The organism is Mycobacterium sp. NPDC003449, from assembly GCF_053588415.1.
Genome location: NZ_JBSFPX010000008.1, coordinates 33,585 through 51,177 on the forward strand (window position 1 = coordinate 33,585; position 17,593 = coordinate 51,177).

The 17,593-nt window shown below is 68.6% G+C and carries 20 protein-coding genes; 10 read left to right on the forward strand and 10 right to left on the reverse strand.

Features of this window, described 5'->3' with window-relative positions; genetic code table 11:
- Nucleotides 1-33 precede the first annotated feature (33 nt).
- Nucleotides 34-1,560: a sensor histidine kinase gene (locus ACWDTP_RS04305; RefSeq protein WP_450016923.1), complete on the forward strand. Its 1,527-nt coding sequence runs from the start codon at nucleotides 34-36 to the stop codon at nucleotides 1,558-1,560.
- 119 nt (nucleotides 1,561-1,679) lie between these two features.
- Here ACWDTP_RS04305 and whiB1 read toward each other — a convergent pair whose 3' ends face one another.
- The 3 genes from whiB1 to ACWDTP_RS04320 form a co-directional block, all read right to left on the reverse strand.
- Nucleotides 1,680-1,934, reverse strand: a complete 255-nt coding sequence (whiB1, locus tag ACWDTP_RS04310; protein WP_003893300.1) for a transcriptional regulator WhiB1 — start codon at nucleotides 1,932-1,934, stop codon at nucleotides 1,680-1,682.
- Between the two features lie 257 nt (nucleotides 1,935-2,191).
- Nucleotides 2,192-3,154 carry a diacylglycerol/lipid kinase family protein gene (locus ACWDTP_RS04315; protein WP_450016925.1) on the reverse strand — a complete coding sequence of 321 codons (963 nt, stop codon included), beginning with the start codon at nucleotides 3,152-3,154 and terminating at the stop codon, nucleotides 2,192-2,194.
- A gap of 46 nt (nucleotides 3,155-3,200) precedes the next feature.
- Nucleotides 3,201-3,593: a YchJ family protein gene (locus ACWDTP_RS04320; protein ID WP_450016927.1), complete on the reverse strand. Its 393-nt coding sequence runs from the start codon at nucleotides 3,591-3,593 to the stop codon at nucleotides 3,201-3,203.
- A gap of 85 nt (nucleotides 3,594-3,678) precedes the next feature.
- Between ACWDTP_RS04320 and aroQ the strand changes: the two genes are divergently transcribed.
- Together aroQ and ACWDTP_RS04330 are read left to right on the forward strand one after the other, a co-directional pair.
- Nucleotides 3,679-4,119: a type II 3-dehydroquinate dehydratase gene (gene aroQ, locus ACWDTP_RS04325; protein WP_450016929.1), complete on the forward strand. Its 441-nt coding sequence runs from the start codon at nucleotides 3,679-3,681 to the stop codon at nucleotides 4,117-4,119.
- Nucleotides 4,116-4,493, forward strand: coding sequence for a hypothetical protein (locus ACWDTP_RS04330; protein WP_450016931.1), 378 nt, complete (start codon nucleotides 4,116-4,118; stop codon nucleotides 4,491-4,493). Before aroQ ends, ACWDTP_RS04330 begins: the two co-directional genes overlap by 4 nt.
- Here the strand turns inward: ACWDTP_RS04330 and ACWDTP_RS04335 are convergent.
- From ACWDTP_RS04335 to ACWDTP_RS04345, 3 genes are read right to left on the reverse strand one after another with little or no spacing between them, the layout of a single operon-like run.
- The gene (locus ACWDTP_RS04335; RefSeq protein ID WP_450016933.1) at nucleotides 4,490-4,975 is read right to left on the reverse strand and encodes an N-acetyltransferase family protein; all 486 of its coding nucleotides are present in this window, start codon (nucleotides 4,973-4,975) and stop codon (nucleotides 4,490-4,492) included. The genes ACWDTP_RS04330 and ACWDTP_RS04335 overlap by 4 nt on opposite strands.
- The gene (locus ACWDTP_RS04340; RefSeq protein ID WP_450016935.1) at nucleotides 4,972-6,081 is read right to left on the reverse strand and encodes an isochorismate synthase; all 1,110 of its coding nucleotides are present in this window, start codon (nucleotides 6,079-6,081) and stop codon (nucleotides 4,972-4,974) included. The genes ACWDTP_RS04335 and ACWDTP_RS04340 overlap by 4 nt, the downstream gene beginning before the upstream one ends.
- Nucleotides 6,066-6,677, reverse strand: a complete 612-nt coding sequence (locus ACWDTP_RS04345) for an acid phosphatase (RefSeq protein ID WP_450016937.1) — start codon at nucleotides 6,675-6,677, stop codon at nucleotides 6,066-6,068. Before ACWDTP_RS04345 ends, ACWDTP_RS04340 begins: the two co-directional genes overlap by 16 nt.
- A 28-nt stretch (nucleotides 6,678-6,705) precedes the next feature.
- Here ACWDTP_RS04345 and ACWDTP_RS04350 point away from each other — a divergent pair, with 28 nt between their 5' ends.
- Nucleotides 6,706-7,533: a ParA family protein gene (locus ACWDTP_RS04350; protein WP_450017020.1), complete on the forward strand. Its 828-nt coding sequence runs from the start codon at nucleotides 6,706-6,708 to the stop codon at nucleotides 7,531-7,533.
- A 9-nt stretch (nucleotides 7,534-7,542) separates the two neighbouring features.
- Nucleotides 7,543-8,256, forward strand: a complete 714-nt coding sequence (locus tag ACWDTP_RS04355; protein ID WP_450016939.1) for a PP2C family protein-serine/threonine phosphatase — start codon at nucleotides 7,543-7,545, stop codon at nucleotides 8,254-8,256.
- A gap of 95 nt (nucleotides 8,257-8,351) precedes the next feature.
- Here ACWDTP_RS04355 and ACWDTP_RS04360 read toward each other — a convergent pair whose 3' ends face one another.
- Nucleotides 8,352-9,581: an Rv3212 family protein gene (locus tag ACWDTP_RS04360; RefSeq protein WP_450016941.1), complete on the reverse strand. Its 1,230-nt coding sequence runs from the start codon at nucleotides 9,579-9,581 to the stop codon at nucleotides 8,352-8,354.
- Between the two features lie 18 nt (nucleotides 9,582-9,599).
- Nucleotides 9,600-11,150, reverse strand: a complete 1,551-nt coding sequence (locus ACWDTP_RS04365; RefSeq protein WP_450016943.1) for a DEAD/DEAH box helicase — start codon at nucleotides 11,148-11,150, stop codon at nucleotides 9,600-9,602.
- A gap of 315 nt (nucleotides 11,151-11,465) precedes the next feature.
- On the opposite strand from ACWDTP_RS04365, the gene ACWDTP_RS04370 reads away from it, so the two are divergent.
- Entirely contained in the window at nucleotides 11,466-12,167 is a 702-nt protein-coding gene (locus ACWDTP_RS04370) for a ferritin-like fold-containing protein (RefSeq protein ID WP_450016944.1), read from the forward strand.
- A gap of 6 nt (nucleotides 12,168-12,173) precedes the next feature.
- On the opposite strand, the gene ACWDTP_RS04375 is transcribed toward ACWDTP_RS04370, so the two are convergent.
- Nucleotides 12,174-12,950, reverse strand: a complete 777-nt coding sequence (locus ACWDTP_RS04375) for an MmpS family transport accessory protein (protein WP_450016946.1) — start codon at nucleotides 12,948-12,950, stop codon at nucleotides 12,174-12,176.
- 236 nt (nucleotides 12,951-13,186) lie between these two features.
- Between ACWDTP_RS04375 and ACWDTP_RS04380 the strand changes: the two genes are divergently transcribed.
- A complete protein-coding gene (locus ACWDTP_RS04380) occupies nucleotides 13,187-13,426 on the forward strand; it encodes a DUF3107 domain-containing protein (RefSeq protein WP_450016948.1) in 240 nt (79 codons plus the stop codon).
- Nucleotide 13,427: 1 nt separating this feature from the next.
- Here the strand turns inward: ACWDTP_RS04380 and ACWDTP_RS04385 are convergent, their stop codons facing one another.
- Nucleotides 13,428-14,087, reverse strand: a complete 660-nt coding sequence (locus ACWDTP_RS04385) for a TetR/AcrR family transcriptional regulator (RefSeq protein ID WP_450016950.1) — start codon at nucleotides 14,085-14,087, stop codon at nucleotides 13,428-13,430.
- A gap of 227 nt (nucleotides 14,088-14,314) precedes the next feature.
- On the opposite strand from ACWDTP_RS04385, the gene ACWDTP_RS04390 reads away from it, so the two are divergent.
- The 3 genes from ACWDTP_RS04390 (at nucleotide 14,315) to ACWDTP_RS04400 (ending at nucleotide 17,544) form a co-directional block, all read left to right on the forward strand.
- Nucleotides 14,315-15,352 carry a DUF3152 domain-containing protein gene (locus ACWDTP_RS04390; RefSeq protein ID WP_450016952.1) on the forward strand — a complete coding sequence of 346 codons (1,038 nt, stop codon included), beginning with the start codon at nucleotides 14,315-14,317 and terminating at the stop codon, nucleotides 15,350-15,352.
- A 122-nt stretch (nucleotides 15,353-15,474) separates the two neighbouring features.
- Nucleotides 15,475-16,653, forward strand: coding sequence for an adenylyltransferase/sulfurtransferase MoeZ (moeZ, locus tag ACWDTP_RS04395; RefSeq protein WP_450017022.1), 1,179 nt, complete (start codon nucleotides 15,475-15,477; stop codon nucleotides 16,651-16,653).
- A gap of 36 nt (nucleotides 16,654-16,689) precedes the next feature.
- Nucleotides 16,690-17,544, forward strand: a complete 855-nt coding sequence (locus ACWDTP_RS04400) for a TIGR02569 family protein (protein ID WP_450016954.1) — start codon at nucleotides 16,690-16,692, stop codon at nucleotides 17,542-17,544.
- The last annotated feature ends 49 nt before the right edge of the window (nucleotides 17,545-17,593 follow it).

The following is a 17,593-nucleotide window of genomic DNA, read 5'->3' on the forward strand; positions in this document are numbered from 1 at the left end:
GCTGCCGCCCACGTGCCCGGTGGACGCTGGCTGATGTCGACCCTCGGTGACCTGCTGGCCGAGCACACGGTCCTGCCCGGGAACGCCGTCGACCATCTGCACGCGGTGGTCGGTGAATGGCAGCTGCTGGCCGATCTGTCGTTCGCCGACTATCTGATGTGGGTGCGCCGCGATGACGGCGTGCTGGTGTGCGTCGCGCAGGTGCGGCCCAATACCGCCCCGACCGTGCTGCTGGCCGATTCGGTCGGCACCCTGGCCGCAGCGGGCGATCTTCCCGTCGCCGCCACGGCCTTCGAATCGGGCGCCATCGGACGCGGGAGCGACGACGGACGCCACGACTCGCCGGAGGCACCCGGGCTGAACGTGGAAGCGGTCCCGGTGCGGCACCGCGACCAGGTGGTCGCCGTGCTGACGCACCAGACCGCGCTGGCCGCCCGGCGGATGGCCAGCCCGCTGGAGGGCGCCTACCTCGACTGTGCGGGCGACCTGCTGCACATGCTCTCGGAGGGCACCTTTCCCAACGTCGGCGATCTGGCCATGTCGCGGTCCAGCCCCCGGGTCGGCGACGGGTTCATCCGCCTCGACGAGGTCGGCGATGTGGTGTTCGCCAGCCCCAACGCGATCTCGGCTTATCACCGCATGGGGCTGGCCTCCGAGCTCGACGGGCACAACCTCGTCACCGCCACCCGTCCGTTGATCTCAGACCCGTTCGAGGCGCAGGAACTGGCCAACCACGTCCGCGACTCGCTGGCCGGCGGATCCAGCATGCGCATGGAGGTCGACGCGGGTGGCGCCGCGGTGCTGCTGCGCACCCTGCCGCTGGTCGTACACGGCGCTGCGGCCGGTGCGGCGGTGCTGATCCGCGACGTCACCGAGGTCAAGCGACGGGACCGGGCGCTCCTCAGTAAGGACGCCACCATCCGGGAGATCCACCACCGGGTGAAGAACAACCTGCAGACCGTCGCGGCGCTGCTGCGGCTGCAGTCCCGTCGCACCAACAACGTCGAAGCTCGTGAGGCCCTCACAGAATCCGTGCGCCGGGTGTCCTCGATCGCGCTGGTCCACGACGCGCTGTCGATGTCGGTCGACGAGGAGGTCAACCTCGACCAGGTGGTCGACCGGATCCTGCCGATCATGAATGACGTTGCGGCCCCGGACAACATGGGAACCCCGATCAGGATCAACCGGGCGGGAGACCTGGGCGTGCTCGACGCCGACCGGGCCACGGCGCTGATCATGGTGATCACCGAACTGGTCCAGAACGCCATCGAGCATGCCTTCGACGCCACCACATCGCACGGGAACGTGACGATCCGGGCCGAGCGCTCGGCCCGCTGGCTCGACGTCGTCGTGCACGACGACGGCCGCGGTCTGCCCGCCGGCTTCAGCCTGGAGAAGTCCGACCGGCTGGGTCTGCAGATCGTGCGGACGCTGGTGTCCGCCGAACTGGACGGCTCGCTGGGGGTGCACGATGTGCCCGACGGCGGCACCGATGTGGTGCTGCGGGTGCCGATCGGCCGGCGTAGTCGAGGGGTCGCGCAGAGTTCGGCCGATAAATAGCGGTCGTTAGTGCGAAATGTGACGCCGATTACGGAATTCGCCGTGGAATTCGTCGAAGAAAAGCGCTACGGCCCCGACTTTTCGTCGGGGCCGTAGCGCTTTCTGAGGGCTTGTCCGCCTCAGACCCCTGTGCGGGCCTTGGTGCGGGCGTTGCGACGCTTGAGGGCACGACGCTCATCCTCGCTCATGCCACCCCACACGCCGGCATCCTGACCGGACTCCAGTGCCCAGCTCAGGCACTCGGTGGTCACCGGGCAGCGGTTGCAGACCAGCTTTGCGTCAGCGATCTGGGCGAGCGCCGGTCCGCTGTTTCCCACGGGGAAGAACAGCTCCGGATCCTCGTCGCGACAGACCGCCTTGTGGCGCCAATCCATTCGTCTAACTCCTCGTCAAATTTCATCTGTGCGCAGCAAGACGCACGAGCTTTTTTCTTCGGCTGTTAACGCGTGCACACGGAATGTTTCTGCACTGTTGCATCCGATGTTTTCACAGGCTGAACAGATGTCAATAGCGGCGCGTTAACTCGTGGGCAATGTCACTACCAAGGCCTGTTATCAGAGGCCTCATCCGTTTGTACTACACTAAACCCACTTGCGCCCTAAAATAATCGTAGGCGTCTTATCGCTGCAGGTCAGGGAGTTTTAGCCGGGGGTGCCACCACGCTCAGCGCCTCGGGGACAGCCGTGAACGTCATGGTTTCACGCAGTCCGGCGTAATCACCGTCGATCTGGCACGAAACGGGCGTGTTACTCGTCACTGTGACCGTTGACACGTCGTCGTCGCGGACCAGATGCCTGCCCGTGATGCTCGGGTTGCGCGAGACCATCTGACGTACCAGTCGCAGGTTCGCCCAGACGTTCATGCTGGTGGTCGCGAACACGCCAAGGCCGGTCTCGAACGTGGTGTCCGGGTTGGTCCACACCGGTCGGGTGTTGGCGTAGGTCCACGGGCTGGAGTTGGACACGAAGGCGAAATGCACACCGCCGATCGGCTCGGCACCGGGCAGGTGCAGCGTCAGCGTGGGCTCCCTGCGCGCGCTGGCCAGCATCTCGCGCACCGCGACCCTGATGTAGCGGGATGCGGTCACCGTGCGGCCCTTGGCGCGCTGAGCCTCCACCGCACCCACCACATCGCCGTCGACGCCCATGCCCGCGGTGAACACCGCCCAGCGCTCACCGCAGTCCATCAGCCCGATCCGGCGCCACTGGGCGCCCCGCCGGTAGTCGCCGAGCAGATCGACGAGCTGGTTGGTCGCCTCGATCGGGTCGGGGCTGATACCGAGGGCACGCGCGAAGACGTTCGCCGAACCGCCGGGCACCACCGCCACCGCGGGTGCGGCCTCGGCGTCGGGCCGACGGCCGCAGTCCCCGAGCACGCCGTTGACCACCTCGTTCACCGTGCCGTCGCCGCCGTGCACGATCAGCACGTCCACCCCGTCACGGGTCGCTTCGTCGGCGATCTCGATGGCGTGGCCCCGGTGATCGGTGTGTGCGACGGTCAGCTTCACGCGGCTCTCGAGCGCGTGGGCGAGCAGGTCACGCCCGGCCGGGGTGGTCGAAGTGGCGTTCGGATTGACGATCAGGACGGCACGCACGGGGGATGAGCCTAACCCGGAGTGGTTAACCGGTCGTGTCGGCGACTCACCCCCGCACATCCCCGTCCAGGTAGTGCCATACCGCGTCGCCGTCGCGCACGAATCGGCTGCGCTCGTGCAGGATCAGCCGGTCGCCGTCGCGCTGATACACCGCGCGGAACTCCACCACCCCGGTCTCGTCGTGCGGGCCGCCTGCCTCGGTGTCGACGATCTGCAGCCGGCGCCAGACGATGGTGTCGTCGAGGGTCAGGCGACGTGGGCGGGTGCTCGGATGCCAGCTGGCCAGCAGGTAGTCGCCGAGCCCGAGGGCAAAGGCGGAAAACCGGGACCGCATCAGCGTGAGGGCGGTCGGCGCGATGCGCGCACCACCGTGCAGTGGCCCGCAGCACGAACCGTATGCCTCACCCGACCCGCAGGGGCAGCGCTGCTCGCTCGGCATCGGATCAGTGTCCCAGCCCCGGTTTCGAGGTGCCCTTACCGGTGAGCCTTGCCGCCCGGCGGTAGCGCATCGGTACCTTACGAGGGTGACCGATCGCCGATTGCTGCTCGTCAACGGACCCAATCTCAACCTGCTCGGCACCCGCCAGCCCGAGGTCTACGGCTCCACCACGCTGGCCGAGATCGAACAATCGGTAGCGGCCTTGGCCGCCGAATTCGGCTTCGAGGTGCGCGCCGTACAGAGCAACCACGAGGGCGCACTGATCGACGCGATCCACGCCGCCCGCGGTGACTGCGCGGGCATCGTGATCAATCCCGGCGCCTACAGCCACACCTCGGTGGCTATCCGCGACGCCTTGATCTCCGTCGAATTACCGGTCGTGGAAGTGCATTTGAGCAACATCGCGGCCCGAGAGGAGTTCCGGCACCATTCCTTCGTGTCGGGTGTGGCCGATGCGGTGATCGCCGGTGCCGGTCCGGCTGGGTACGAATACGCGGTGCGCTACCTGGCCGGGCGATTGTCGTGACGCAACCGCCCGCGGTGCGCTATGCGGGATTCCTGACCGCTGCGGAGGGGGTGGCCGCCCTGGTGATGGCGGTGGTGCTGCTGGTGCGTGCGGTTGGCGGGGCCGATCAGCACATCGTGAGCGGATACGGCACGGCGGTCTGGTTCATCCTCATCGGCGCCGGTGTGCTGGCCGGCGGCTGGGCGCTGATCACCGGCCGCCGGTGGGGCCGGGGAATCGCGGTGCTGACCAATCTGCTGTTGCTGCCGGTGGCCTGGTACGTGGTCACCTCCCACCACGTCGTCTATGGCCTGCTGGTGGGCCTGCTGGCGGTGCTGACGCTCGGGATGCTGTTCAGCCCGAGCGCCGTGCAGTGGCTCACCACCCGCGATTAGGCGGTCTCGGCGGCCAGCGCGGTGAGTTCGGGGCCCGACACCCGGTAGGTGGTCCACTCGGTCTGAGGTGTACCGCCGACCGCGTCGTAGAGGGCGATGGCGTTGACGTTCCAGTTCAGCACCGCCCACTGCAACCGGGAGTAGCCGTTGCGCACGCATTCGTCGGCCAACGTGGCCAACAGCTTTCGGGCCAGGCCACGCCTGCGGAACGCGGGCCGCACGAACAGGTCCTCGAGGTAGATCCCGGCCACACCGTCCCAGGTGGAGAAGTTCAGGAACCACACCGCGGTGGCGGCCGCCTGTCCGTCGACCTCGACCAGGTGCCCGTAGGCCACCGGCTTGTCGCCGAAAAGTGCGGTGTGCAGCTGTGTTTCGGTGACGGTGCATTCGTCGGCGGCACGCTCGAATTCGGCCAGTTCGCGGATCATCGCGGCGATCTCGACCTCATCGCCGGGCCGCACCCGCCGGATCAACTCACTCATGTGGTGGCCCCCAGACCGGTCAGAATGGTACGGAATTTCGTTGTGGTCTCGTCGACTTCGTCGTCGGGGTCGGATTCGGCGACGATACCGCCCCCGGCGTGGGCCAGTGCGGTGCGCCCGTCGGCGGACAGCAGCGCGCACCGGATCGACACCACCCAGCTGCCGTCGCCGTCGGCGTCGCACCAGCCGACCGCCCCGGCATAGAAGCCGCGGTCTCCCTCGAGTTCGCCGATCACCGCCGCCGCCAGATCGGCGGGTACGCCGCCGACGGCCGGGGTGGGGTGCAAGGCTAGCGCCAGATCGATTGCTGTGGTGCGCTTTTCACGCAGACGACCGCGGATCGGGGTGCTCAGGTGCCACAGCGCGTCGGTGCCGTGCAGTTCGGGTTCGGCCGCGATCGCCAGCTCGGAGCACAACGGGTCCAGCGCCGTGCGCATGACGTCGACCACCAGCTGGTGCTCATGGCGGTTCTTGCCGGAGGCGGCCAGCGCGACGGCATTGGCCCGGTCGGTTTCTGGATCGGGCGAACGCGGCGCCGAGCCCGCGAACGGTCGGCAGACCACGGTGTCGCCGTCGCGGGCGACCAGCAGCTCGGGGCTCGCGCCGACAAGGACGCTGCCGGAGTAGCGCCCGCCGGCCGGGGACAGATCGGCCAGATACACCGTGGCAGCCGGATCGGCCGAGGCCAGTCTGCGCAGCACCGCGCGGGTGTCCCACGGCGCCGACGCCGTCAGCCGCAGGGTGCGGGCCAACACCACCTTGTCCAGGGCCGTATGTGGATTGCGCAGCCGTCGAACCGCCTCGGCCACCCGCTGCCGGTGCACCTCGCCGCTCGGCAGCGTCTCGCGATCGGGCGGCGGCTCAGGGGCGCTCCCCACCTCCCAGTCGGGCAGCGCCGCGGTGAACCGGAACGCCGTCGGCTCGTGCAGCGCCGCCGGTGCGGTCAGATCGAAGGGCAGCGCGCCCACCACGATCGGCGCGGTCCCGGTGCGCAGCGCGGCCTGCGCATCGGAGATGCCGGCGAACCCGGTCCGCACCCCGTCCGCCACGATCGCCCCGGCCGGGCCTGCGAGTACGAAGGACGGGCCGGTCACTGCGGCAGGCATGGGTTGGGGTGGCCGGTGAGGCCGAGCGCGGTGATCTGGCGGACGCCGTGCTCGAAACCACACACCGCGATCGAGGCCGCCGCCATCGAGAACCGGATACCGTCGGCGACCGGCAACTCCACCCAGCGGGTGAGCAGCGTGCGGGAGAAGTGACCGTGCCCGACGAACACCACGTCACGGCTTTCCATCTGGCGCAACGCCATTGCGACCGCGCGGTCGGCGCGCCCGCCCACCGCGGCCACATCCTCACCGCCCGGGCAGCCGTGCGTCCACACCAGCCAGTCCGGCACGGTGCGGCGAATCTGCGCGGTGGTCAGCCCCTCGTAATCCCCGTAGTCCCATTCCGCCAGCACCGGGTCGACCTCGTCGACGGTCAGCCCGGCCAGCTCGGCGGTCATCAGGGCCCGGTGCCGCGGGCTGCTGATCACCAGCGGGTGGTCCAACTGGAGGTCGGCCAGTGCCTCGGCGACCAATTTCGCCTGTTCCCGGCCAGTTTCGGTGAGGTCGAGGTCGGTGCGGCCGGTGTGTCTGCCGCTGGCCGACCACTCGGTCTCGCCGTGTCGAAGCAGCATGAGACGGTGCTGTGTGGCGCTCACACCGGCGATTCTGCCGCACGCCGGCCCGATGCCGCCCGGCGCGTGCTTGGATGAACGGGTGACTCGAGTATTAGCGGTCGCCAATCAAAAGGGTGGGGTAGCCAAGACGACGACGGTGGCGTCGGTGGGTGCGGCGATGGTGGAGAAGGGCCGGCGGGTGTTGCTGGTGGACCTGGACCCACAGGGCTGTCTGACGTTCTCGCTGGGCCAGGACCCGGACAAACTGCCGGTCTCGGTACACGAGGTGCTGCTCGGCGAGGTTGAGCCCGGCGCCGCGCTGGTGCCCACCGATGAGGGGATGACGCTGCTGCCGGCGAATATCGACCTGGCCGGCGCCGAGGCCATGCTGCTCATGCGGGCCGGGCGGGAGTACGCGCTCAAACGTGCCCTGGCCAAGATCGAGTCCGAGTTCGACGTGGTGATCATCGATTGTCCGCCGTCGCTGGGTGTGCTCACCCTCAACGGCCTGACCGCCGCGCACGACGTGGTGGTGCCGCTGCAGTGCGAGACGCTGGCGCATCGCGGCGTCGGCCAGTTCCTGCGCACCATCTCCGATGTCCAGCAGATCACCAACCCGGAGCTCACGCTGCTGGGCGCGCTGCCGACGCTCTACGACGCGCGCACCACGCACAGCCGCGACGTGCTGCTCGATGTCGCCGACCGGTACGAGCTGCCGGTGCTGGCCCCGCCGATCCCACGCACCGTCCGATTCGCCGAGGCGAGCGCGTCGGGCTCATCGGTGCTGGCGGGACGTAAGAACAAGGGTGCGCTGGCCTACCGGGAACTGGCCGACGCACTGCTCAGACATTGGAAATCCGGCAAGAAGCTGCCCACCTTCACGCCAGAGGTGGTGTGATCGAGCCCGATGTCAGTTGTCGTGACGGCCGCGACGGCCACCGATCAGGGCCCGGTCCGGGACAGTAACCAGGACGCGGTGCTGGCCGACGGGATCCTGTACGCGGTCGCCGACGGTTTCGGCGTGGCCGGTGCGGACGCCAGCCGGCTGGCACTGGAGACGCTCGCGGCCGGATTCGCCGCCTCGTCCGACCGCGACGGGCTGGTGGAGGCCGTGCAGCGGGCCAACGAGCGGGTCTGGCAGCTGGTCAGCGCCGGCGGTGCCGACGGTGGCGGCGCCTCGGGGGCCACCCTGACCGTGGTGGCGGTATTCGGCCCCGATCAGGGTGGGCCGTTGGCGCTGAACGTGGGTGATTCGCCGCTGTACCGGATCAGGGACGGCCGGATGGACCAACTCACCGACGATCACAGCGTGTCCGGTGAGCTGGTGCGGATCGGGGAGATCAGCCGCGCGCAGGCCCGGCTGCATCCGCAACGGCACCTGTTGACCCGGGCGTTGGGCATCGGACCGGTGCTGCACCCCGATGTCGTCGACGTCGAGTGCCGCCCCGGTGACCGGCTGTTGATCAGCAGTGACGGATTGTTCGCGGCCGCCGACGAGTCGGCCATCTTCGACGCCGCCACCGCGGCCGATGTGCGGGCCGCGGCCGACCGGCTGGTCGAGGTGGCCAACGACGCCGGCGGCAGCGACAACACCAGCGTCGTCGTCATCGACCTCGGCTGACACCTGGCGGGTGCGGCCCGCCCGGCGAATCCGACGAAAACGCGGTCCGCGGCGCTGCTCGAGCAACAGTTTCGTCGAACTCGGCGCGCAGGTGGTTATCCGGAACCCAGCGCCACCAGTTGGGAGCCGCGCTGTTCGAGCACGGTCGATCCGGCGATCGCGGGCACCACCGGGGAGACGCTGGGCTTGCGGGCCAGTGGGATGTGCCGCTCCCCGGTCCCGGTGTCGGGGTCGAACACGTCGTAGCCGTCGTCGACCGGCACCAGCAGCCGTCCCGACATCACGGTGGCCGGGCCGACCGGCAGGTGTCGCCCCGACGGGCTGACGGTGTACTTGTAGCGCAGTCCATCGGCCCCTTCGTCGGTGCTGAACACCAGCACCGAATCCCCGGTCCACCAGGTGATCAGCTTCCCGGCGCTGGTCGTGGTGGACTGCGGTGCGGCGGGTTTGGCCAGGAGGGTGCTGGCCACCGTCGCCCCGGTCTCGTCGACGATGTTGACGGTCGGTTTCGGTGTCGGCAGATAGACCGCGGTCGTGGTTCCCGAGACGGCGATCACCCGGGCACCCGATTCGGCGGTCACCCCGGGCAGGTCGACGAAGCGCACATCGGGGGTGTCCTCCTCGTCGGCCGGGCGCAGCAGGGTCAGCCGCAGATCCTTGGCTTTGGGGCAGGATTCCAGCACCGAAACGGCCGTCGAGCTCGCCGCCGCCGACATCAGCCGGCACAGCGGCAGCGCGGGCACGTCGGGTTTGATCCTGGCGTCGAGCGCACCGTAGCTGAGCATCCGGACCATATCGGAACGCCACAGTTCGAGGCGGCTGTCGCCGGCCGACAGCACGGTGGTGCCGTCGGTGGACAACTTGACGGCGGGGTCGGCGTAGGCGGTCCGGGTCGGGCCGCGCCGCCCGGTCTCACCGTCGATGGTGCTGACTTGGCCGCATCCGCGCTGGTCCGGGTAGACCGCGACGGCGTACTCATACACCGAGGTCACCCCGCACAGGTCGACGTCGCGGGCGTAGCTCCACAGCACCGCGCCGCTGACCGGGTCGCGTCCGTCGACGGTGCGCCCATCCCCGGTCACCACCGATCCGCCGGCGATCACCGGCACGGTGGTCTTGCGGCTGTCGGCGGCCCACCGCTGGGCGAGGGTGCCCGGCACCGCGGAGGCCGGGGTCAGATACGGCACTGGTGACGGTGCGGGCCTGCTCATCGTGGCCCGCGCATCACTGGTCCACCAGATCAATCCGGCCGCGACCGCGATGACCGCGACGATCGCGGCGGCCGCGACGATATCGCCGCGGGTGCGGCGTTCGGGTTTGACCATCGGGTGATGGGCTGCCGGCTAGCCGGCGGTGGCCGATTCGGTCTTGCGCGGGCGGCGACGGCGGCGGCGCCGGGCGGAATGCGGCGCCTCGTTGCCGTTGTCACCGGAATCGGTGACCGGTGCCCCGTCCGACGCCTCGGCGGCAGCGCTCTGGGGATGGCCGGTGGCGGTCTTACCGCCGCGGGTGCGCCGCCGGTTGCGGGTCCTGGCCGGGCGGTCCGACGGCGAATCCGCCGAGGAGATCCGCGTCTCGGATCCGTCGCCCCTACCGGCCCGCCGGTCCTCGCGTTTGGCGCCGGAGCGGCGCGGGGTGCCGACGGTGCCGCCCGCGTCGGCCGGAATACCGAGTTCGGTGTAGACGTGCGGCGAGCTGGAATAGGTTTCGGCCGGATCCGGGCAGCCCAGGCCCAGCGCCTTGTCGATCATCGCCCAGCGGGGCAGCTCGTCCCAGTCCACCAGGGTGATCGCGATACCGGTCTTGCCCGCCCGGCCGGTCCGGCCGATCCGGTGCACATAGGCCTGCTCGTCCTCGGGGATCTGGAAATTGATGACGTGGGTGATGTCGTCGATGTCGATACCGCGGGCGGCGACATCGGTGGCGACCAGGACGTCGATCTGGCCGGTGCGGAACGACTTCAGCGCCTTCTCGCGCGCGCCCTGGCCCAGGTCGCCGTGCACCGCGCCGACCTTGAAGCCGCGTTCGGCCAGCTCGTCGGACACCTTCTGGGCGGTGCGCTTGGTACGGGTGAAGATCATCGTGGCGCCGCGGCCGTCGGCCTGCAGGATTCTGGCCACCAACTCGACCTTGTCCAGCGCGTGGGCCCGGTAGGCGAACTGCTCGGTGGTGTCGTGGGTGGCCGCCGAATGCGGGGCCTCGGCCCGGATGTGGGTCGGCTGGTTCATGAACGTGCGGGCCAGCGTGATGATCGGGTCGGGCATGGTGGCCGAGAACAGCATCGACTGCCGGTCGTCGGGGGTCAGCCGCAGGATCCGCTCGATATCGGGCAGGAAGCCCAGGTCCAGCATCTCGTCGGCCTCGTCGAGCACCAGCACCGACAGGCCGCCGAGCTGCAGATGGCCCTGCTGGGCCAGGTCGAGCAGCCGACCCGGGGTGCCGACAACCACGTCGACACCGTTGCGCAGCGCCTCGATCTGGGGCTCGTACGGACGGCCGCCGTAGATCGAGGTCACCGAGAACTTGCGGTCCGGTGCGTTCAGGTACTGCGCGGCGCCGGCGAGGTCGTCGTAGACCTGCAGGCACAGTTCGCGGGTGGGAACCACGACCAGCGCGCGGGGGGTGCCGTTGAGCGGCCGCTTCTCGTCACTGACGACGCCGTGCAGCAGCGGAACGCCGAAGGCGTAGGTCTTGCCCATGCCTGTGCGGGCCTGGCCGATCAGATCGTCGCCGGCCAGCGCCAGCGGCATGGTCAGTTCCTGGATGGCGAAGGGGTGTTCGATGCCTTTCTCGGCGAGGGCGCGCACGATCTCCTCGCGCACACCGAGCTCGGCAAAAGTCTTGTTCAGATGGGTCATAATCGCGGGCGGTAGCCTTTCACTGTCAAACCTCATGGGCATCCAGCGCGCACGAGTTCGACGATGAAAACGGCCGGGTTCGCCCGGATACATCGGGTATCCGACGGCGCTGCCGATCCGCTTGGGCCCAGCTCTGGCGGCGGGCCGACTGCGTGCACGCACATTTCCTGGTAGCGGATCCGGGCAGACCTGAATCGACTTGAACCGATGGCGTATCGATGTCCAGAAACGACCCGGTATCGGTCCAATAGTGGGCTCGAAGCCGTTACCACGTGTCATTGTAGCTGGTCGGCATGCCCGGCCCGATTTGCCGGCCGTTCCGGACGCCGCGCGGAGTCTAGAGTTGGCGCCATGAATGCGTCTCAGCCTGCCGCAGAACGGATCGTCGACCAGGGCGCCCCCGGCGGTGTGACCGCGGCGCATCCGGGGGTCAACGAGTTGTTTGCGGTGCTGGCCTACGGCGAAGTCGCGGCGTTCTACCGGCTGACCGACGAGGCCCGGATGGCGCCGGACCTGCGGGGCCGGATCAACATGGCCAGCATGGCCGCCGCCGAGATGGGCCACTATGAGATGTTGCGGGATGCGTTGGAACGCAGGGGAGTTGACGTCGTCTCCGCGATCTCCAAATACGCCACGGTGTTGGAGAACTACCACCGGATGACCACGCCGAGCACGTGGCTGGAGGCGTTGGTGAAGACCTACATCGGCGATGCACTGGCCGCCGATTTCTACCTGGAGATCGCCGGCGCCCTGCCGGAAGAGGTCGCGTCGGTGGTGCGGGCGGTGCTGGCCGAGACCGGTCACTCACAGTTCGTGGTGGCCGAGGTGCAGAACGCGGTGACCGCCAGCGAACGCCAGCGGCACCGGTTGGCCCTTTGGGCGCGTCGTCTCCTCGGCGAGGCGGTCACCCAGGCGCAGTTCGTGCTCGCCGATCATGACGAACTCGTCGATCTGGTGATGTCCAGCGGTGAGGGGCTGACCCAGATGGCCGAGTTCTTCAGCCGCCTGCAACACACCCACCATTCCCGGATGCAGGAACTGGGCCTGGCCTGATCCCGGCTACTGGGTGCAGGTGGAGATCATGCTGTTGGTGTTCTGCTGCAGGATCACGGCGCCGGAGGCGTCGGTGATCGAGCAGTTGAGCTGACCGGCGATGCTGGTCGCGGTGACCGATTTGAGCTCGACGCCGGGATTGAGCACGACGGTCTTGGCCCACGGCAACGCCACGTTGATATCGGTCTGCAGCGCGCCCTGCGCATCGGTGTAGACGATCGTCACCAGGTCGATGAGCTGGCGTGTCCCGGTCACCCGGTAGGTGATCGTGCGCGGGTCGGTGGCGGGCGCAGCCGCGGCCGCCGGGGCGGGCGGCGCCGCGGGTACCGGCGGGGTCGTCGCGGCGGGGGCGCTGGGCGACGGGGTCACCGTCGTGACCGTCTCGGGGGACAGCGGTGCCGACGGCGCGACCGGCTTCGGGGTCGACGTCGCATCCTGCGGGGGCGTGGTGGCCGGCTGGCTGGTCTCGGTGGGCGGTGGGGCCACCGTCGCCGACACCGAGCCGCTGTCGCCGCCACCCAGGATCACCACCGTGCAGATGACCGCGACCAGCAGCACCGCGCCTGCCACACCGGCCACCCAGATCCAGCGCCGGTCGATGGGGTCCTCGTAGAACTCGATGTCGTCGACGAAGTCGTCGTAGTCCTCAACCTGGTAACCGGCCTCGTAGCTGGCGTCGTGACCCGGGTGGGAGGGGTACGTCCGGTAGGCGCCCGGCTCCGAGCGGTGGTCCCCGAAACGTTCGGTGTGCGCCGTGTCGTACGGCGAATAGTGCCTGGTCATGCGGCTGTCCAGTCGTCTCGTCCAATATCGGTGCTGATGCTATCGAGACAGAAGTGACAGATGATGTTCAGCGCGGCGCGTGTTGGTCACGGTCCGGACTCGGTTCGGCCGCCCAACATCTCGACCGCCGCCCGGCCGCTTCGCTCAGCGCGTAGTCCCGTCGCCGCCGGGGCGTGGGCGGCGTCCATTAGCCTGCTGAGGGACACGAAGTAAGCAGAGAAGAAAAGGGGTCCAGCGTGGAGGTCAAGATCGGTGTCACGGACAGTCCGCGGGAGCTGACCTTCAACAGCGCGCAGACGCCCACCGAGGTGGAGCAGCAGGTCACCGACGCACTCACCAAGGATGCGGGTGTGCTGGCGCTGACCGATGAGAAGGGACGCCGATTCCTGGTGCAGTCGAGCCGGATCGCCTATGTCGAGATCGGTGCGGCCGATGTTCGCCGCGTCGGCTTCGGCGTCGGTGCCGAATCCGCCTGAATCAGGAGCGGGTGAGCGGCACGTGTGACAGTCCGCCCCAGGCGAACTGCACCGTGCCCTCAACGGCCGCGTCCTTGTCGATCGGCCGCTCGTTGTTCAGCCAGTAGCGCGCCGAATCGACGCTGACCGCCACCAGGCCCACCGCGATCATCCTGGCCCGGTGCGCTTCGAGCCCCGAATCCCGGCTGATCAGGTCGAACACCGCATCCGTGCAGGATTCGGTGGCCACCTTCACCTGGGCCGCGACCTGCGGTTCGGTGACGTAGTCGTTCTCGAAGATCAGCCGGTAGCCCTGGCCGTCGTGTTCGATGAAATCGAAGAACGCCTCGACGGCGGCGCGCAGCCGCTGCCGGTTGTCGGTGGTGGTGCGTAACGCCTGCCGCACGCCCGACACCAGATTGTCGACATGGCGCTGCAGCACCGCCAGGTAGAGCTCCAGCTTCGATGAGAAATGTTGGTAGAGAACGGGTTTACTGACGCCCGCACGTTCTGCGATCTCATCCATACCCGCGGCGTGATAGCCCCGGTCGACGAACACCTCGCTGGCAGCCGCCAGCAGCTGCCCGCGGCGTTCGTCACGCGGGAGCCGGTTTCCGCGGCGGCCGGCACCCGCCGCGGGCTTTTCGCCTCTCCTCTCAGCGGGGTTGGCGAGATCGCTCATCAAGTCCTCAATCTGTATTGCTGTGGCGCACTTGGACATGTTCGTCCGCGCAGCTCATCGCCACGACATTACTACCGTTGCGCGCCGGGTAGCCAAACACGCTCGCTCATCGGCCGTCGATCCCGGCCCGCTGGGGCACCGGTCGCGGATTTCGGAATGGCACCGGCGAGGTCACGGAGCGGACGCGCAGCGAACGGATCGAGGGGCGGCTGTGCCATTCTGGTGCGGTGACCTACGACCCGGGACATCGCGGGGGTGGCCGTGTCCCGGCGCTGCGCAACGAGTGGCGGGAGCCGCTGCGCGCGCAACGCGATCCGCTTGCCGTGGATTCCGGCCGAACCCGCTCCAATCGAGACGACCGGCAACACTGGCGCAAACAGACCTGGATCGGGCGTTTCGTCTCCACCTACGGATGGCGCGCGTACGCGCTTCCGGTGCTGATCGTGCTGACCGTGGTGGTGGTGTACCAGACCGTCACCGGCACCAGCGCACCGCAATCGGCCCTCGGCGACGACGGCCCGGTGCAGGGCCCCCCGACGATCGACGCCGCCAGCACCGCGATCGTCGGGGCTCCGCCCAAAGGGCTGACCGAGTTCGACGCCAACCTGCCGACCGGGATCCTGCCCGCGGGCGGGCCGTTCACCGAGGCCGGCGCCAAGACCTGGCACATCGTGCCCGGCGCGCTGCCGAAGGTGGGGGAGGGCACCACCAAGTCGTTCACCTACACCGTCGAGGTCGAGGACGGGGTGGACACCGCCTCGTTCGGTGGTGACGAAGGGTTCGCGCGGATGGTCAGCGAGACCCTCTCCAACCCCAAGAGCTGGACCCATAACGGCCTGTTCGCCTTCACCAGGGTCGACGCGGGCAGTGGCGTCGAACCCGACTTCCGGGTGTCGCTGACCTCACCGATGACGGTCCGCGAGGGCTGCGGCTACGACATCCAGCTCGAGTCGTCGTGCTTCAACCCGTCCTACGACGGCGATCAGCCCAGGGTGTTCGTCAACGAGGCCCGCTGGGTGCGCGGGGCGGTGCCGTTCCAGGGCGACATCGGCTCCTACCGCCAGTATCTGGTCAACCATGAGGTCGGCCACGCCGTCGGCTACCGGCGCCACGAGGGCTGCGAGGGCAACGGGGACCTGGCGCCCATCATGATGCAGCAGACCTTTTCCACCTCGAACAACGACGCCGCCAAGTTCGATCCGGAGACCGTCCAGCCCAACGGGCTGACCTGCCGGTTCAATCCCTGGCCGTATCCCATCGCTTAATCGCCGCCCCGGAACCGCTGCCGCCGTTCGGGAAGCATGATGCCCCGATTACCGTTGTGGGTACGAGCACCTGGGACCAGGAACTGACCGCGAAACTGAGGAGACCTCCGGTGTCCACGAATTTGGATGTGTCGCTACCGCCGCTGGTTGAGCCGGCCGCCGAACTCACCCGTGAAGAGGTGACCCGCTACAGCCGTCACCTGATCATTCCCGATGTCGGCCTGATCGGGCAGAAGCGGCTGAAGAACGCCAAGGTACTGGTGATCGGTGCCGGCGGGCTCGGCTCGCCGACGCTGCTCTACCTGGCCGCCGCCGGGGTGGGCACGATCGGCATCGTCGAGTTCGACGTCGTCGACGAATCGAACCTGCAACGCCAGATCATCCACGGCCAGTCTGACGTCGGGAAGTCCAAGGCGCTCAGCGCCAAGGAATCGATCCTGGAGATCAACCCGCTGGTCACGGTGAATCTGCACGAGTTCCGGCTCGAACCCGATAACGCCGTCGAGTTGTTCGGCCAGTACGACCTGATCCTGGACGGCACCGACAACTTCGCCACCCGGTACCTGGTCAACGACGCCGCCGTGCTGGCAGGCAAGCCCTACGTCTGGGGCTCGATCTACCGGTTCGAGGGCCAGGTGTCGGTGTTCTGGGAGGACGCGCCGGACGGTCTTGGCCTGAACTACCGCGACCTCTACCCCGAGCCGCCGCCCCCCGGCATGGTGCCGTCCTGCGCCGAGGGTGGCGTGCTGGGCATCCTGTGCGCCTCGATCGCCTCGGTGATGGGTACCGAGGCGATCAAGCTCATCACCGGCATCGGCGAGCCGCTGCTGGGCCGGCTGATGGTCTACGACGCCCTCGACATGACCTACCGCACCATCCGAATCCGCAAGGACCCGGCCACCCCGAAGATCACCGAGCTGATCGACTACGAGGAGTTCTGCGGCGTCGTCTCGGAAGCCGCCGCCGACGCCGCGTCCGGTTCCACGATCACCCCGAGCGAGCTCCAGGAGCTGCTCGACTCCGGCAAACCGTTGGCCCTGATCGACGTCCGTGAGCCGGTGGAATGGGATATCAATCACATCAAGGGCGCCGAACTCATCCCGAAGCCGACCTTCGAATCCGGTGACGCCTTGTCCAAGCTCGCGATCGACCGGACACCGGTGCTGTACTGCAAGACCGGGGTGCGCTCGGCCGAGGTGCTGGCCATCGTCAAGAAGGCCGGATTCTCCGACGCCGTGCACCTGCAGGGCGGGATTGTGGCCTGGGCCAAACAGCTCGAACCCGACATGGTCATGTACTGACGGCCTGTTTGCGGGTCCACAGCTTAGGCTGAGGTAGTGAGTGTGGAACGCCCGCCGGAACATGTGCTGGCGGCGTTCGGCCTGTCCGGGGTGCGCCCGGTCCCGCTCGGCTCAAGCTGGGAGGGTGGCTGGCGCTGCGGCGAAGTGGTGATGTCTCTCGTGCCAGACCATGCCCGCTCGGCGTGGTCGGCCAAGGTGCGCGAGACGTTGTTCGTCGACGGGGTGCGCCTGGCCAGGCCCGTCCGCTCGACCGACGGGCGGTACGTGGTCGCGGGCTGGCGGGCCGACACCTTCGTCGCGGGCACCCCGGAACCGCGCTACGACGAGGTGGTCTCGGCGGCGGTGCGGCTGCACGAGGCCACCGCGAAACTGGACCGGCCGCGGTTCCTGACCCAGCCCCCGGTCGCGCCGTGGGCCGATGTCGACGTGTTCATCGCCGCCGACCGCGCCGCCTGGGAGGACCGCCCACTGCATTCGCTGCCGGCCGGGGCCAGGGTGGCACCGGGCTCGACGGACGGGCAGCGCTCGGTCGAGCTGATCAACCAACTGTCCGGGCTGCGCAGGCCGACCAGGGGTTCCCCCCAGCTGGTGCACGGCGACCTCTACGGCACAGTGCTTTTCGCCGGCACCGCGGCCCCAGGCATCACCGACATCACGCCGTACTGGCGGCCGTCGTCCTGGGCCGCCGGGGTGGTCGTGGTCGACGCCCTGTCCTGGGGTGACGCCGACGACGGGCTGGTGGAGCGCTGGGACTCGCTACCGGAGTGGCCGCAGATGTTGTTGCGGGCTTTGATGTTCCGCCTGGCGGTGCATGCACTGCATCCGCGGTCCACCGCCGCGGCGTTCCCGGGTCTTGCCCGCACCGCCTCGTTGGTCCGGCTGATCCTCTAGCGCTCCCGTTCTCTGGCGAGTTTCTCCGGCGAGCAGACATAAAACTGCC